General features: G+C 67.9%; 17 protein-coding genes. 7 read left to right on the forward strand and 10 right to left on the reverse strand.

Annotated elements, in window-relative coordinates:
• The 3 genes from KD1_RS16815 to trxA all read left to right on the forward strand — a co-directional run.
• Positions 1–524, forward strand: a 524-nt coding sequence (locus tag KD1_RS16815; RefSeq protein WP_169795357.1) for a hypothetical protein, incomplete at its 5' end; no start/stop codon positions are given.
• Positions 525–647: 123 nt separating this feature from the next.
• On the forward strand, positions 648–1,589 hold the full coding sequence (trxB, locus tag KD1_RS07755) for a thioredoxin-disulfide reductase (protein WP_068400019.1): 942 nt from the start codon (positions 648–650) through the stop codon (positions 1,587–1,589).
• A 79-nt stretch (positions 1,590–1,668) separates the two neighbouring features.
• A complete protein-coding gene (trxA, locus tag KD1_RS07760) occupies positions 1,669–1,992 on the forward strand; it encodes a thioredoxin (protein ID WP_068400022.1) in 324 nt (107 codons plus the stop codon).
• A gap of 231 nt (positions 1,993–2,223) precedes the next feature.
• On the opposite strand, the gene KD1_RS07765 is transcribed toward trxA, so the two are convergent.
• The 9 genes from KD1_RS07765 to rpmH form a co-directional block, all read right to left on the reverse strand.
• A complete protein-coding gene (locus KD1_RS07765) occupies positions 2,224–3,240 on the reverse strand; it encodes a ParB/RepB/Spo0J family partition protein (RefSeq protein ID WP_068400023.1) in 1,017 nt (338 codons plus the stop codon).
• 48 nt (positions 3,241–3,288) lie between these two features.
• Positions 3,289–4,218 carry a ParA family protein gene (locus KD1_RS07770; protein WP_068400026.1) on the reverse strand — a complete coding sequence of 310 codons (930 nt, stop codon included), beginning with the start codon at positions 4,216–4,218 and terminating at the stop codon, positions 3,289–3,291.
• Between the two features lie 530 nt (positions 4,219–4,748).
• Positions 4,749–5,063, reverse strand: a complete 315-nt coding sequence (locus tag KD1_RS07775) for a hypothetical protein (protein ID WP_068400082.1) — start codon at positions 5,061–5,063, stop codon at positions 4,749–4,751.
• A gap of 82 nt (positions 5,064–5,145) precedes the next feature.
• Positions 5,146–5,907: a 16S rRNA (guanine(527)-N(7))-methyltransferase RsmG gene (rsmG, locus tag KD1_RS07780; protein ID WP_245627323.1), complete on the reverse strand. Its 762-nt coding sequence runs from the start codon at positions 5,905–5,907 to the stop codon at positions 5,146–5,148.
• Between the two features lie 47 nt (positions 5,908–5,954).
• On the reverse strand, positions 5,955–6,674 hold the full coding sequence (locus KD1_RS07785) for a Jag family protein (protein WP_068400032.1): 720 nt from the start codon (positions 6,672–6,674) through the stop codon (positions 5,955–5,957).
• 90 nt (positions 6,675–6,764) lie between these two features.
• Positions 6,765–7,748, reverse strand: a complete 984-nt coding sequence (yidC, locus tag KD1_RS07790; protein ID WP_068400084.1) for a membrane protein insertase YidC — start codon at positions 7,746–7,748, stop codon at positions 6,765–6,767.
• Positions 7,749–7,821: 73 nt separating this feature from the next.
• Positions 7,822–8,121 (reverse strand): membrane protein insertion efficiency factor YidD, encoded by a 300-nt coding sequence (gene yidD, locus KD1_RS16200; protein WP_174521102.1) that lies wholly within the window; start codon positions 8,119–8,121, stop codon positions 7,822–7,824.
• A complete protein-coding gene (rnpA, locus tag KD1_RS07795; protein ID WP_068400035.1) occupies positions 8,121–8,513 on the reverse strand; it encodes a ribonuclease P protein component in 393 nt (130 codons plus the stop codon). The genes yidD and rnpA overlap by 1 nt, the downstream gene beginning before the upstream one ends.
• A 10-nt stretch (positions 8,514–8,523) precedes the next feature.
• Positions 8,524–8,661 carry a 50S ribosomal protein L34 gene (gene rpmH, locus KD1_RS07800; protein ID WP_068400038.1) on the reverse strand — a complete coding sequence of 46 codons (138 nt, stop codon included), beginning with the start codon at positions 8,659–8,661 and terminating at the stop codon, positions 8,524–8,526.
• Positions 8,662–9,129: 468 nt separating this feature from the next.
• Between rpmH and dnaA the strand changes: the two genes are divergently transcribed.
• Positions 9,130–10,680 carry a chromosomal replication initiator protein DnaA gene (dnaA, locus tag KD1_RS07805; RefSeq protein WP_068400041.1) on the forward strand — a complete coding sequence of 517 codons (1,551 nt, stop codon included), beginning with the start codon at positions 9,130–9,132 and terminating at the stop codon, positions 10,678–10,680.
• On the opposite strand, the gene KD1_RS07810 is transcribed toward dnaA, so the two are convergent.
• A complete protein-coding gene (locus KD1_RS07810) occupies positions 10,658–11,614 on the reverse strand; it encodes an NAD-dependent epimerase/dehydratase family protein (protein WP_169795358.1) in 957 nt (318 codons plus the stop codon). The genes dnaA and KD1_RS07810 overlap by 23 nt on opposite strands.
• 185 nt (positions 11,615–11,799) lie before the next feature.
• Here KD1_RS07810 and KD1_RS07815 point away from each other — a divergent pair, with 185 nt between their 5' ends.
• The 3 genes from KD1_RS07815 to KD1_RS07825 all read left to right on the forward strand — a co-directional run bounded on the left by KD1_RS07815 (position 11,800) and on the right by KD1_RS07825 (position 16,146).
• The gene (locus tag KD1_RS07815; protein ID WP_068400047.1) at positions 11,800–12,543 is read left to right on the forward strand and encodes a TetR/AcrR family transcriptional regulator; all 744 of its coding nucleotides are present in this window, start codon (positions 11,800–11,802) and stop codon (positions 12,541–12,543) included.
• Between the two features lie 720 nt (positions 12,544–13,263).
• Positions 13,264–14,397 carry a DNA polymerase III subunit beta gene (gene dnaN / locus KD1_RS07820; RefSeq protein WP_068400049.1) on the forward strand — a complete coding sequence of 378 codons (1,134 nt, stop codon included), beginning with the start codon at positions 13,264–13,266 and terminating at the stop codon, positions 14,395–14,397.
• Between the two features lie 3 nt (positions 14,398–14,400).
• Positions 14,401–16,146, forward strand: coding sequence for a BNR-4 repeat-containing protein (locus tag KD1_RS07825; protein WP_083542266.1), 1,746 nt, complete (start codon positions 14,401–14,403; stop codon positions 16,144–16,146).
• Positions 16,147–16,213: the final 67 nt, after the last annotated feature.

The following is a 16,213-nucleotide window of genomic DNA, read 5'->3' on the forward strand; positions in this document are numbered from 1 at the left end:
CCGGCGTGTTGGCCCTGGGTGGCGCCGGGGCCCTGGCGGCCACGGGTGTGGGGGGTCTGCTGCCGGCCGGCCCGGGGGCAGCCAGGGTGGCGGCGTCGTTGACCTCGCCGTCGAGTTCCGCGCGCTCGTCCTCGTCTGCGTCCACGCCTCAAACGCGTTTCCGGCATACGGACACGGGCCGCCGATACTCCTGGTCGAGTCTGGACCAGCAGGTCCGGGAGCAGTGGTCCGCCGACTCCCTCGACGCGCCGGCCCACACGGCGGACCTGCTCTTCACCCAGCAGGACGCCCGGGGGGTGACCACCGCGTCGGCGATCGACACACTCACCGAAGCCCAGCGATGTCTGGATCTGCTCGGGCAGTCGGTTCGCGGACCGGTGTGGGTCGACGAGGGGCGCCTGGGCACCCGGGACGTCACGGTCATCGCCACGGGCAGTGCGCGCGCGGGGTGGACCGTCGCCGTGGTGGAGGGCGCGAACTGCGCTCCGATCGGCGCCGTGCGGCAGGTGCCACCGGGTCGCTGACCTCCCGCTCTCGACGTCTGGATCACCGTCCGGGAACACTCCGGCCCTAGGATGGGTTGATACGTGCAACCGCGCCCGTGGGGCGTACCCCCGCACACCCGAAGCACCCGGAGAAGGACCCTCGTGACCACGCCCGACATCCGCAACGTCATCATCATCGGCTCCGGCCCGGCTGGCTACACGGCCGCGCTCTACGCCGCCCGCGCCAACCTCGCTCCCGTCATCTTCGAAGGCTCCGTCACCGCCGGTGGCGCGCTCATGAACACGACCGACGTCGAGAACTTCCCCGGCTTCACCGACGGCATCATGGGGCCGGACCTGATGATGAACATGCGCGGCCAGGCCGAACGATTCGGTGCCGAGATCATCACCGACGACGTCACCGAGGTCTCCCTCGACGGTGAGGTCAAGTCGGTCACCGACGGCACCGGCCGCACGTGGCACGCGCGCTCCGTGATTCTCGCGATGGGTTCGGCCTACCGCGAGCTGGGCGTCGAGAACGAGAAGCAGCTCTCCGGGCACGGCGTGTCCTGGTGTGCGACGTGTGATGGATTCTTCTTCCGCGATCAAGACATCGCCGTCGTCGGCGGTGGTGACTCCGCCGTCGAGGAGGCGACCTTCCTGACGAAGTTCGCCCGGTCGGTCACCCTCGTGCACCGTCGCGACGAGCTGCGCGCCAGCAAGATCATGGTCGACCGCATCAAGAACGACCCGAAGGTGAAGTTCGCCTGGAACTCCACGGTCGAGGCCATTCACGGAGACCCGAAGCTCACGGGCATCACGCTGCGCGACACGGTGACCGGGGAGACGCGCGAACTGCCGGTCACCGGCCTGTTCATCGCCATCGGTCACGACCCGCGCAACGAACTCGTCAAGGGTGTCGTGGACCTGGACGCCGAAGGGTATGTCGAGGTGCAGGGCCGCACGACCTACACGAACGTCCCGGGCGTCTTCGCCTGCGGTGACCTCGTCGACCACAGCTACCGTCAGGCCATCACGGCCGCCGGTTCCGGCTGTTCGGCCGCCCTCGACGCCGAGCGCTGGCTCGCCACCCAGGGCGTCTGAGCCCGTATCGTCAGGGACGACCCACCCGACTGCCTGACCACCGACCACATCGATCCACCACGAACAAGGAAGAGAAACCATGGCGACGAAGATCACCACTGACGCCACCTTCGAGCAGGACGTCCTGACCGGCGACAAGCCGGCCATCGTCGACTTCTGGGCCGTGTGGTGCGGACCCTGTCGTGCGATCGCTCCGGTGCTCGAGGAGATCTCGAACGAGTACGCCGACAAGATCGACATCTACAAGCTCAACACGGACGAGAACCCGCACGTCACCGCGGCCAAGGGCATCACGAGCATCCCGACCATGCACGTCTACAAGGACGGCCAGCTCGTGAAGTCGCTCGTCGGTGCCATGCCGAAGCCGAAGCTGATCCGCGAGCTCGAAGAGTTCCTCAAGTGACTGAGCTCCTCGCATGACCGAATGCCTCAGGTGACGGAGCTTCATCTGACGAGTTCGACTCGCCAGCAGCGGTATTCGCACTGCTGAATGAGGAGCCGCCGAGTCACGAACGGCTGAGTCACGAACGGCTGAGTCACGAACGGCTGAGTCACGAACGGCTGAGTCACGAACGGCGCCGGACCCCGCAGGGGTCCGGCGCCGTTCTGGTGCTCGCCTCAAGGCGCGCGTCGATCAGTCCTCGAGGGCCAGGCCCATCTGGTCGACGATGCGGTGCAGGTCCTCGACCGAGGCGAACTCGATGGTCATGCGGCCCTTGCGCTGACCCATCTGGATCTTCGCGCGGGTGTCCAGGCGATCGGAGATGCGCGTGGCCAGGTCATCGAGTTCCGGATAGTGCATCGGGGCTCGGGGCGCCTGCCGCTTCTCGGGCGCCGAATCCCCGCCAAGCGCGACGATCTCCTCGACACTGCGCACCGACAGACCCTCGGCGACGATGCGCTGGGCAAGGCGTTCCATGCTGGCACCGTCGTCGAGCGCCAGCAGTGCTCGCGCATGGCCGGCCGACAGCACCCCGGCGGCCACGCGACGCGCCACCAGCGGGGGCAACTTGAGCAGGCGGAGCGTGTTGCTGACCTGCGGGCGGGAGCGACCGATCCGCGTGGCGAGCTCCTCCTGCGTGATCCCGAAGTCGTCGAGCAGTTGCTGGTAGGCCGCCGCCTCCTCGAGGGGATTCAGCTGGGTTCGATGCAGGTTCTCCAGGAGGGCATCGCGAAGGAGGTGGTCGTCCTCGGTCTCCTTGATGATGGCCGGGATCGTCTCCCGGCCCGCCTCTGCACTGGCCCGCCAGCGACGCTCACCCATGATGAGTTCATAGTGGACATCACCGTCTTGGGGAACCGGCCTGACCACAACCGGCTGGAGGACGCCGATCTCGCGGATGCTGTGGACCAGTTCCGCGAGCTCGTCGGGATCGAAGACCGTCCGCGGCTGGCGCGGGTTCGGTCGGATCGCGGTCAGCGGCACCTCGGCGAAGGTTGCCCCGGGGACGTCGGCCAGGCCTTGGGTCGCATCCGTCTCGACCGCCGTGGCGGACTCCACGCCGGCGTTCCCGTTCTCGCCGTCATCAGGCGGCGCGGCAGCGGTCCGCGCATCGGGCCAGAAGACATCAACCGGTCGTTCCGCCGTGGTAGGTGCCGATGGGATCAAGGCCCCCAGGCCGCGGCCCAGGCCGCGACGCTTCTCACTCATGTGGTTCCTTCGTACTCGGGCGTGCTGTGGTGGTCGCGTGGGTGTGCATCAACGCGCCGGGACCGAGATGGCACCACGATCGGCGATCTCGGCCGCGGCCTCGAGGTAGGACAGCGCACCGGTCCCGGTTGGGTCATAGGTGATGACGGTTTCGCCGTGGCTGGGCGCCTCAGCGATGCGCACCGATCGGGGGATCGTGGTTTCGAGCACCTGGTTCGGGAAGTGGGCGCGCACCTCGTCGGCCACTTCCAGCGACAGTTTAGTGCGCTTGTCGAACATCGTCAGCAGAATCATCGAGACCCACAGGTCGGGATTCAACGACCCGCGAATGAGTTCGATGTTGCGAACCAGCATGCTCAGGCCCTCAAGCGCGTAGTACTCGCACTGGATCGGGATCAGCACTTCACGCGCAGCGGTGAACGCGTTGATCGTCAGCAGCCCCAGGCTGGGCGGGCAATCAATGATCACGTAGTGCGTTGGCAGACCTTGCGCGGCACGCTCCGCGATGTAGGTGTGGATCGCCTCACGGAGCTTCGTTTCACGTGAAACGGTGGTGACGAGCTCGATCTCGGCACCGGCCAGTTCGATCGTCGCCGGCACAACCTGAATGTTGTCCACCGTCGGGCAGGCCTGCACGACGTCCTTGATCGGCGCGCCATCCAGGAGCACGTCGTAGATCGACGCATCCTCAATGCCGTGCGGGATCGACAGCGCCGTGCTGGCGTTGCCCTGGGGGTCGATGTCGATGACCAGCACCTGCTGTCCGGACTGCGCCAACGCCGCTGCCAGGTTGACAGCGGTCGTCGTCTTACCGACCCCACCCTTCTGGTTCGCGATCGTGATGATGCGCGTCTCCTCCGGGAGTGGAACCTCGCGTCCCTCCAAGCGAGTGCGACGCTCAGCGTCCTCGGTGACCGACGCCAAGACGGGCGTGTCGGTCAGCGAGGCAAGGTACGACTCGAAATCGTCTTCGGTCATGCGTCCACTCCATCGGCAGGCGTCGTCGACTGAGGCGTTGCGCCCTCGTCAGAAGCAGACGGCTCTGGTCTGGCATCCAGACGTGGGGACTCGACGCCCAGCCAACCCACCGCACCCTCGCGTTCCGAGGATGGTGTGCGCTCATGTGTCGGCCACCCCAAGCCGGGGGCGACACCCAACGGACCTTCAGACCTTACGGTCACGACTCACTCCTAGGCTTGATGACGGCCTGCTGGACCTTCCCCGCAGGCACGCGGCTGTCACTCTACTCGTCTCACGGACACCGTGAATCGTTCTCCACAGGGGCGGATCGGGACATTAGTCGAGAATCACACCGGTGTGTTTCACGTGAAACATTGATGCACCTAATGGGCTCACCCGCCTGTCCTCAGGCAACCCGTTCACCACACAACCCGGATCGGCCGGATCCATGTGACCAAGCAAATCACACCGGTGTGTTTCACGTGAAACATCCAACGCGTGAGACATCCGGGCGGCCCAAGGTCAATCGACCCCGGGCGCCTCGACCATCATGCGGATGTACGGGCTCGTAGAGCGTCGATCAGTTGGTCAATCGTCGGACTCCCGGCCAGCCCGCGCTCCGTGGGATAGATCCGGCAGGCGAGCTCGGTGACGCTCGCTCCGGAGGGAAACAGATCCTGGCCGTCCACCAGGAAGGTCGGGGATCCGCCGAACCCGCGGCGCGCCGCCTCCTCGCGGGAGGTGATGAGCACCAAGTCCACCGGTACCTCGACAAGGCCAAGCGTGTCGAGGGCCCGACGCGCCAGTCCCCCCGCCTCCTGCCAATTCGGGCAATCGGCGATATGCAGCACCTGAACGTCCACGTCATCCATTCTGCACCTGTCGCGGACCTGGGCTGGTGCGACACCATCCGCGGCCCGTCCCACGGCGCCTTCCCAGGCCCGGTCAGTCGGTGCCGGGCCGCTTTCTGCCCGAAGCGGAGGCGCCCCCGCCCGACCGGCGCGCCCGTGACGAGCCACCACGACCAGCCTTCGCCGCCGACGCCCGACCCGCCCGATGACCCGGTCGGCCACCCTGCAGACTGCCCACCGTCAGTTCCATCGTCCATGTGGGTTCATCCACGATGCCCGCGCCCCACTGACGCACGCGGCCGGACTCCATGCCCAGCCCCGTCAGGGTCGCCCGCTCCTCGTCAAGTTCGGACTCGGCGCTGCGACCCTTCAGGGCGATCAACGTTCCGTGCGGCTCCAGGAGCGGGAAACACCAGCGGGCCAGCTTGTCGATGCGGGCCACCGCCCGGGCCGTGACCCATGACGCAGTCAACGATCCGTGGAACTCCTCGGCGCGGCCTCGATGGACCGTGACGTTGCCCAGGCCGAGCTCCTCCACGGTGGAGGACAGCCACTGCGTGCGCCGCAGCATCGGCTCGATCAGATGCACCTCAAGGTCCGCGCGAGCAATGGCCAGCGCCACCCCCGGCAGCCCGGCGCCGCTGCCGACGTCGATCAGGCGCACCCCGTCGGGTAAGGCGGGAGCCACGACGGCACAGTTCAACACGTGCCGATCCCACAGGCGGGGCACCTCCCGCGGCCCGATCAGCCCATGGGAAACGCCCGTGTCCGCCAGGATCGCGGTGAAGCGCTCCGCGATCCCCAGGCGGTCACCGAAGACCGCGACCGCCGACCCTGGAGGACCCGGCACGCTCACGGGTTCCTCCCCGCCCGGCGACGACTCGACCATGAATACGACGGGCGTCAGGCCGGAAGGACGACGACGTAGCGCCGGGGCTCGACACCGCTGGACTCCGACGCCAACCCGGCGCCCAGCACGACGTCGTGGACAACCTTGCGCTCGAAGGCGCTCATCGGTTCCATCGACACCGACTCGCCCGACTCCTTCACCTTGCCGATGGCCTCATTGGCCAAGCCCACGAGCACCTCACGGCGGGCGGCACGGTGCCCAGCGACGTCGAGCATCAGCCGCGAGCGCTCGCCCGTGGCCGCCTGGACCGCCAGTCGGGTCAGTTCTTGGAGCGCCTCGAGGCACTTCCCGTCCTGTCCCACCAGTCGACGCGGCACGCGGCCGTCCTCGGAGTCGACGATCGCCACGGTCGCGCGATCGCCGTCGATGCCCAAGTCGATGTCCCCATCAAGATCGGCAATGTCGAGCAGCGTCTCCAGGAAGTCCGCGGCCACTTCGCCCTCGCGCTCCAGACCCGCTCGGCGGGCGTTGCGACGCGGCGAGCCATCACCGGCAGCCCCGGCCTCGTCCTCGTCACCCCCGGCGGACTGGCCAGCGGCGTCCTCGCCAGTTGCGTCCTCGACAATCGCGTCATCGCCGCGGGCCTCGTCGGCGTCCTGCTCACCGTCGTCGACGCGCGCCGGCTCGCCCAACTCGCCCGCGTCACCGACGGTGACCTCGCCGTCCACCTGGTCGATCACGTCGACCTCGGGTGTGGTGCTCTCTTCGCTCATGCTGCCTCCTCGCTAGGGGGAGCCCGGCTCCCTCATGGGCCCGCCCCGAGGGGTGCGGAGCCCGAACATCTGTGTGGGCGCGGTGCGCCGCTACTTCTTCTTCTTGGAGCGCTTCTTGCTCACGGGTTGCTGCCGCTGGCCCGAGCGCTGCTTCTGCATGTGGTCGGTGATGACGTCCATGCGCTCATGGAATTCCTCGGCCACCTCTTCATCGTGCTTGAGCTCGACGCGCTGCTCCGGAGTGTCGATCGGCTTGCCCCGACGCCGACGGCGCTCGTGCATCTCCTTCTCCGCCTGCGACCCCGGGGTCGGCATCCGACGGATCACGTAGAACTGCTGCACCATCGACCAGAGGTTCGTCGTCGCCCAGTAGATGAGCACACCGATCGGGAAGTTCACGCCGGAGACGGCGAAGATGATCGGGAAGAGGTACAGCATGATCTTCTGCTGCTGCGCGAAGGGGTTGTCCAGCGCCGCGGCCGGCATGTTCTTGCGCATCAGCTGGTACTGGCTGTAGAACGTCGTCGCCGACATCAGCACGATGAGCAGGATCGTCACGATGATGACGTTGGTCGACCCGGCGCCCATGAACTTGTCGGAGAGCTGTGCGCCGAAGATCGCCGAACTCTCGGCCTCGGCCGCGACCTCACGGGTGATCGGACCGATCGGCTTGATGTCGCCGGCCGCGATGCCCGAGAGCCCGTTGAGCACCCGGAACAGGCCGAAGAAGAACGGCATCTGCACGAGGATCGGCAGGCACGAGGAGAACGGATTGGTGCCCGTCTCCTTGTACAGGGCCATCGTCTCCTCGGTCATCGCCTGCCGCGACTCCGGATCCGTCTTGCCCTTGTACTTCTTCTGGATCGCCTGCATCTCGGGCTGGATGAGCTGCATCTTGCGCGAGGCGTGGATCTGCTTGACGAACAGCGGGATCATCGCGGCGCGCATGACCAGCACCAGACCGATGATCGAGAGCGTCCATGTCCACCCGTTGTCCGAGGGCATGCCGATGAGGGTGAAGAACTTGTGCCACCCGAAGGTGATCCAAGCGACGAGCCACTCGAACGGGTACATCAGGGTGCCCACGGCGATCCTTCAATGTCGTGGAGGCAAGCCTCCGGGTCAGCGCCCCACCGGGACGCAGCGGTCAATGTGTGTGTCGATCCTCGGTCCTAGGACGGCCGAACCTGGGTCGATCTTCCCAGCGCGACGGCACGTGGTCCACACCGCCCGCCGACCAGGGGTTGCACCTGAGCAACCGATGGCCGGCCAGCCAGGTTCCCTTCAGCGGCCCGAACCGCTCCAGGGAGGTCACAGCGTAGGCCGAACAACTGGGGTAGTAACGGCACGATTGCGGCAACAGCGGCGAAATGAGCAGTTGATAGCCCCGCACGAGGAGCACGAGCGGAAATGCCAGCCAGCCCTTCACCGTCGTCGGGCGCTGCATCACGACACCTGCCCGGAATCGCCGGAGGCGTCCACCGCGGCGAGGCGCGGCAGCAGCTTGTTCAGCACCCGGTCGACATCGGCCCCCAACTGGGCGTAACTCGCCTGCGCCGCCGCCGGGTTCGCGCGCACGACGAAATCCCCACCGGCCGGCAACACAGAGATCCGTTGGGCCAGGAGGGCGCGCAGGCGACGCTTGACGAGGTTGCGGGTGACGGCATTGCCCACGCCCTTGGACACGACAAAACCGACACGGGGCGGGCAACCCGCCCTCGTGCCGGTCATCGTGGTGTGGATCACGACGGTCGCGGATCCGGAGCGCAGTCCACGTCGGGAGCGCAGGGTCGCGGTGAAGTCCTCGCTCGCCCGGAGGCGATGGCGCGAGGGCAGCACCCTCGCGACCTCAGACAGACAGCGCGGAGCGGCCCTTGGCGCGACGGTTCGCCAGGATGGCGCGACCGGCGCGGGTACGCATACGCAGGCGGAAGCCGTGCTTCTTGGCGCGACGACGGTTGTTGGGCTGGAAGGTGCGCTTGCTCATGGTGTCTCCGTAGGGTGGGACGGCACGAACGCCGTTCTGGCTGCTCTCCCGGTCGCCATCGGAAACTCACGTCCTGCCTCGAAGCCACGGGGCTCCAGGGGTCATGGGCATGCGAAAGCGGCCGGAAGGCCGACGTCCAAGGTACGACAGCGCGGTCACGCAGGTCAAACCTTGACCACCCACGGCCGCAGCGCTGAACGCGGTCCACGTCACGGACGTGAATCGACCAGCATGGATCAGTGCGAAATGCAAGGGGAACGGACACGCCGAGATCGATGAAAATTGGGTCCGCCCCAAGTTGCCGCCAGCCCGTGGAACTTGTTAGCGTCGGCCCTCACGGGTCCCGACCGCCACCGTACCCACAGTCTGTGGAGAATCGTGTGGACAACGGGATCTTTGCAGGTCAGGGGCCTGTAGCAACGGCTATGGGTCTGTGGATGACCCGGAAAGGGCGCAAACGTGACGACCATGGGCGGCACGGACGAGGACTTCGCCCAGATCTGGCACAACATCCTCGATACCCTCGATGCCGACGGCGTCCCGGTCACCGAGCGTGCGTTCCTCCAGTTGGGCAAGCTCGTCGGGTTGCTCGACGGCACCGCGGTGATCGCCGTGCCCAATGACTTCTCCAAGCAGTTCGTCGAGCACCGCCTGCGCCAACACGTCACCTCGGCCCTCTCGGCCCAACTCGGCAGTGAGGTCCGCCTGGCGGTCACCGTCGACTCCTCGCTGGCCGAGGGCGGTGACACCGACACCCAGCTGGCCTTCGACGACGATCCGGCCATCGATCCGCCGTCGGCGAGCGTGGCGACACCCCCAACCCCGACCGTGCTGCCCACCGCGCCGCCAAACGAGGCGACCGGGCGCCCCGTCGACCCCGCCGCCCCGGCACCGATGAGCGCCGATCCCCTCCCGGCACCGTCGGGCGCCGGCGACTCCGGCCCGCACCGACACCGCGGCGCCGAGCAGCCCGAGCGCATCGAAGCGACCCGCCTGAACCCGAAGTACAACTTCGACACCTTCGTCATCGGCGCGAGCAACCGCTTCGCCCATGCCGCCACCGTCGCGGTCGCCGAGGCGCCCGCCAAGGCGTACAACCCCCTGTTCATCTATGGCGGCTCGGGGCTGGGCAAGACCCACCTGCTGCACGCGATCGGGCACTACGCGCGCAACCTCTACCCCCATCTGCGAGTGCGCTACGTCAACTCCGAAGAGTTCACCAACGACTTCATCAACTCGATCCGCGACGACAAGTCCGCCAACTTCCAGGCGCGCTACCGTGAGGTCGACGTCCTGCTCATCGACGACATCCAGTTCCTCTCGGGCAAGATGCAGACGCAGGAGGAGTTCTTCCACACCTTCAACACCCTGCACAACGCCAACAAGCAGGTCGTCATCACCAGCGACGTGCCGCCCAAGCTGCTCTCCGGCTTCGAGGAGCGGATGCGGTCGCGGTTCGAGTGGGGTCTGCTCACCGACGTCCAGCCGCCCGACCTCGAGACGCGCATCGCGATCCTGCGCAAGAAGGCCATCCAGGAGCGGCTGCAGGTGCCCGCGGACGTCAACGAGTTCATCGCCTCGCGCATCGCGACGAACATCCGCGAACTCGAGGGCGCGCTGATCCGAGTCACCGCGTTCGCCAGTCTCAACCGGCAACCGGTCGACCTGGCGCTGGCGCAGATCGTGCTCAAGGACCTCATGCCCAATGAGTCCGCCAGCCAGATCACCAGCGCGCTCATCATGGGTCAGACGGCCACGTATTTCGGCCTGACCATCGAGGATCTGCAGGGGTCGAGTCGCTCCCGCGTGCTTGTGACCGCACGGCAGATCGCGATGTACCTGTGCCGCGAGCTGACCGATCTGTCCCTACCGAAGATCGGTCAGCAGTTCGGCGGCCGCGACCACACCACCGTCATGCACGCCGACCGCAAGATCCGCGGGCTGATGAGCGAGCGTCGCGCGATCTACAACCAGGTGACGGAGCTGACCAACCGCATCAAGCAGCAGGCCGCAAACTGACCTCCGGTGCCACCACGGCGATCGCGGAGCGCAGCGTCTGCTCCCACGGCGTGGGCGCGAGGTCGAATCTCGCTTGGGCCGCGGTCGAGTCGATGACGAACGGAGTCTCGAACTGGTGCGCCGTCTCGCGCAGTGCCCACACCGTCGGCGCCACCAGCCCCATGGCCTGACGCGCCACCGCCGGCAGCACGATGAGTCGGGCCGGGGCCGTGCCCGCCAGTGCGGCAACGTCGTCGGCCAGCTGCCGCAGCGACCGCGGGGCAGCGGTGGGCACGTGCCACAGGCGGCCCCAGTCGTCGTCGCGCCCCTGGGTGATCACCGCGGCCGCCAATCGACCCAGGTCGGTCATGTCGGTCCAGCTGTGGGGCGCGTCGGCCCGCCCGCCGGGGAACATCGCGCGCCGGCCCTGGGCGACCGCCTTGACGACCAAGGTGTTGATGATGGCGGAATCGCCGTTCTCGCCGGTGTAGTCGCTCGCCCGCAACTCGGTCGCACGGTAGTGCCCGGCTGTGTGGTCGGCCAGCAGATCGGCCCACATCCGGGCGCGGACCTGCCCCTTGGCGCCGTTCGGGTGCTCGGGCGTGGTCTCGGTCATCGGCGCGGTCACCGGCCCATAGGGGTAGAGATTGCCGACGCTGATGACGTCTACTCCAGTGGCCCGAGCGGCGCTCCGGATCGCCGTGGCCATGGGTGGCCAGTCACGCTGCCACCGGTAGTACTGGGGAGGGTTGAGCGCATTGACGATGGTCGTCATGCCGGCGGCCGCGGCCGTGAGGGCGGCGGTGTCCGTGACGTCCAGGGCCAGGCGCTGCGCTCCGTCGAGGCCTCGGCGCCCGCTGCGGGAGGCGATGACGACCTCCTCGCCGGCCGCCTGCAGGTGCTCGGCGATGCTCCGGCCAGCCGATCCGGCCCCGAGGATCAGGTGTTTGCTCATGTTCATGCCTCTCACTGGTGGACTCCGCGGTGCCTCTCCCGGGCGTGCTGTGGTGTCGTGTGGTGTGCCGGAACCGCCCCGTGTGAACACTGTTCACAGCCTCCAGTGAACAGTGTTCACAGCTCTGCTGTCAACCGGTTTCGGGAATCGCAGAACAGTGTTCACTCCTGTGTCAGACTGGCCGGATGCCGAGCTCCGTTCGCGATGACCTGATCGAGGTGGCGCACCGACACCTGGCCCAACACGGCGCCACCGGCCTGTCGTTGCGCGCGATCGCCCGTGACCTCGGGGTCGTGCCCTCGGCCCTGTACCGGCACGTCTCCGGGCGTGACCAGTTGCTCACCCTGCTCATCGTCGACGCGTACACCGACCTGGCCGAGACCGTGCTGGCCGGGGAACGGGCGTGCGCGCGCGACGACCACGCCGGTCGGTGGACGGCGATCGCCGACGGCATGCGGCAGTGGGCCATCACCCACCCCCATCGGTGGGGCCTGCTGTACGGCACGCCCGTGGCCGGGTACGACGCTCCGGCGTCGGAGACGACACCCCCCGGAACCGCCGTGCTGCAACTGCTGGCCCGACTCGCGGCCGACGTGGCGCAGGCGCGCGCAGCCTCAACGGATGACCGTGCCACCGCCGATGTCGACAGGGACACCGACCAGGACACCCACCGCCCGGCCGACCCCCAGTTGCCCGTCCTCGACCCGTCCGGTGGTCTGTTCTCCCAGGCGATGCTCGAGGAGTTCGTGCCCGACGCGCCGGCCGACCACATCGGAGCACTCGAGGTCGCCGACTGCCTCGTCCTGTGGTCCCTGCTCATCGGCTCGATCAGCAATGAGATCTTCGGGCAGTTCGGCCCCGACCTCACTCGCCCCGAGGACTTCCACGCCCATGTCGTACGTCGCGGAGCACAACTCCTGGGCGTGTGAAACGGAAGTTCTCCACGGGTTGATCCACAGAATGTGGGTGAACCAACCCCCGTTCGACATCTTCGGTCACCCCACGGCCATCTTCACGCAACCGAATCGTGACCGAATCCCGTTCTGCGGGGAAACCAGGGGCATCCGTTTGCATGATCGACCCGTTGTCCACAGATCCACAGGTTGTGGACAACACTGTGGAACCGCCATCTGCTGCGCCTGCGAGGTTCGCCACCCACACGGCATCCACACCGCCGCCTTGCAACGGCAATCCCCCCTTCCCCCAATGTCCACGATGTGGCCGCCTGGCGGGCCAGATCCTCGCGCCCTGTGGACGTCCCCCGAGCGGCAGTGGGTTGTCATTCCCATCCCGTGGGGAAACCACCGGTCCTCGGTGGACGGGCTGTGGATGACGAATGACCACACACAACCGACAGTCGTCATCCACACCGTCGTCCACCCTGGTCTCCACACCCGCCGCATCACCGTTGACCTGCGTGATCCCCACTTCTCCACAGTGTCCACACCGCCTATGACCACGATGAATGACATCAAGGATCCATTGAGCCCCGAGGACGAGGGATGTGGACGGCCAATTCTCCCAACCACTGCCGGTGGCATTAGGGTGAGAGCCCCACGGCTGCAGACCGGGACGATCCGATCTGCCGTCCCCCGCACAGCACCTCGCCGGCACCCCAGCGGTCGGCGGATCCATGAAGGCAGGTCATCGTGAAGTTCCGCGTCGAGCGAGACATCCTCACCGAAGCCGTCACCTGGGTGGCCCGCGGTCTGCCGGCACGCCCGCCGGTGCCGGTGCTCGCCGGGGTGCTCATCGACGCCCGCGACACCGGGGAGATCACCCTCTCGGCCTTCGACTACGAGACCTCGGCCCGCACCACCGTCCCGGCGGAGGTCGCCGAGGCCGGCACCGTGCTCGTCCTGGGTCGACTGCTGGCCGATATCGCCCGCAACCTGCCCAACAAGCCGATCGACATCGAGACCGATGGCAACAAGGTCGAGGTCACCTGTGGTTCGGTGCATTACTCGCTCCTGCAGATGCCGGTCGCGGAGTACCCGACGCTGCCGAGCTCGCCGACCCCGACCGGCACCGTCGAGGGCACGGTCTTCACCGAGGCGGTGGGCCAGGTCGCCATCGCGGCCGACCGCGGCGACACCCTGCCGATCCTCACCGGCGTGCGCGTCGAGGTCGACGGCGACACCATGACGCTGCTGGCCACCGACCGGTACCGCCTCGCCATGCGCGAACTGACCTGGCAGCCGACGGCCAGCGACCAGAACGCCGTCGCGCTCATCCCGGCCCGCACGCTGTCGGAGACCGCGAAGACCCTCGGCGCCGTCGCCAACGTCGACATCGCGCTCGGTGACGCCGCCGGCGGGGACGGTCTGGTCGGGTTCGACGCGGGCCAGCGGCACATGACCTCCCGTCTCCTCGACGGTGACTACCCCAAGGTCGCCAAGATCTTCCCGAGCTCCTCCGAGACGGAGGCCGTCGTCGGCACCCACGAACTCGTCGAGGCGGTCAAGCGCATGGCACTCGTGGCCGAGCGCAACACCCCGGTGCGGCTGCGCTTCTCCGAGGGCCAGGTCGGCATCGAGGCCGGTACCGGCGACGATGCCCAGGCCTCCGAGGTCATCGAGGCCACCGTGCACGGCCCCGACCTCGAGATCGCCTTCAACCCGGCCTACCTCCTCGACGGTCTGGGCGCCCTGGGCCGCCAGTTCGCGCGCCTGGCGTTCACCGCTCCGCTCAAGCCGGCGCTCATCACCGGTCAGGACACCATCGAGGAGCCGGCCGACACCTCGTACCGCTACGTGCTGCAGCCGGTGCGCCTGGCCGGCTGAGCCATGCCGCGCTCCCTCACCGTGGCTCGATCGGCCGCAGTGGGCTGCCTCCTGGCCCTCGTCCTGGCCGTTCTGGTCGCCGCCACCCTCCCCGGCCCCGCGGCGGCCGTCACCACCCGGAGCGCGGTGGGCGTCACCGCGGTCGATCCGGGTCCGTCGGCACGCGTCGTCCCCGTCATCGCCGACGCCGCCTGGTCGATCTACATGAACCCCCGGGTGCTGGCCACCGCGAAGGCCACATACATCGGCACGACCAGCACCCGCGGCGACATCGACATCACGCGGGTCGCGCACGGCGGCCACAAGACGGACCACACCCGCCTCCAGCGGATCGACGCCGACATGGCTGGCCCGAAGACCCCCAAGAACGGGGTGAGCGCACTGGGTGGCACGAAGACCAGCGGGATCATGGACGATCACGCCTCCCCCGCGATCCTCCAGTTGCCCGACGGCCGGATCCTGGTGTCGTGGACCGGACACTCGACGATCCCGGTGCGCTACCGGATCTCGACCAAGCCCGACTCGATCACCTCCTTCGGTCCGGTGCAGACCCTGGCCGGCTCGGGCATCGAGAACCGCAAGGCGGTCTACACCCAGATCCACCACCTTGCCGGGGAGACCTACCCGTACTGGGTCATCACCCGACTGCGTGAGTCGGACAATCGCGGCAACTGGTACGTCGCGCGCAGTCGCGACCTGGTGCGCTGGACCAAGGCCTTCCAATTGACGACGAACCCGTACCCGAAGGAGGTCACGAAGGGCTGGCCCTACATCAAGACCTCCTCGGACGGGCAACGCACGCTCGACCTCGCGCTGACCGACGGGGATCCGGCCAACCTGCGCACCAACAGCCTGTTCCACATCCGCTACCGCGCCGGGGCGTTCCACCGCTCCGACGGCACGCGGATCCGTACCCTGGGCCAGGTCATCGGCACGGGTGGAAAGACCCCGCGTCCCCTCGATCCGCGCAGCGGCACGCTCGTGCACGACGGCACGGCCGGTCAGGGGTGGGCCCGGGTCTACGACGTGCGAACCGGCGCCGGCGGTGAGGTCGCCATGGCGGCGACGGCGAACCGGGCCGGCACCCAACCAACGGAGTTCCGCTGGTTCGCCGCCGCCGACGGCGGTTGGAGCGGCTCGACGGTCACCTCCGGACCGCAGTGGCCCACCGGGTTCGAGCTCACTCCAGGGTTGTCGAACCGGCTCTACCTCATCCCGAACTCCGCCAGCACCGATGGCACCCAGCAGGTCCAGGAATGGGCGGCCCCGGACGACACGGAGTGGACCGGACGCACCGTCGCCACCGCGCCGTCGGGCGAGTCCCTGCGCAACCCGGTCGCGCCCGTGGCGCCCACCCCCGCGGGGGTGCCGAGCGGACGCATCTCCGTGCTGTGGATGCAGGGGATCTACCACACCTACAACGACTTCAACACCCGGCTGATGATGGAGACCACCGGTCCCGCGCCGGTGACGTTGACGCGTTCGGTCAACACGACGGCGCGGAAGGGGTACGCCAACGTCACCGTGCGGGTGCGTCAGGGCGTCGACGGTCCGGGCGCCCAGGGCGTCACCGTGCGCATCGTGCGCACGACGAAGGCCGGCACCTCACGGAGCGTCGTGACCCGCACGAGCCGCACGGGCCTGGCCCGCGCGAGTTTCTGGGCTCCGAAGGGCACCCGGGTCAAGGTCGACGTGCCGGCCCGTGACGGCTGGGGCTCGGCCGTCGCGAGTACCGTCGTAGTGCGGTGATTCGACGCTCCGGAGCATCGTACGGACCGACCGCGATACCGTCGCCTCCGCCGTGTGCTCCGATCCA

Source organism: Kribbia dieselivorans NBRC 106261 (genome assembly GCF_001552435.1).
GTDB lineage: Bacteria > Actinomycetota > Actinomycetes > Actinomycetales > Dermatophilaceae > Kribbia > Kribbia dieselivorans.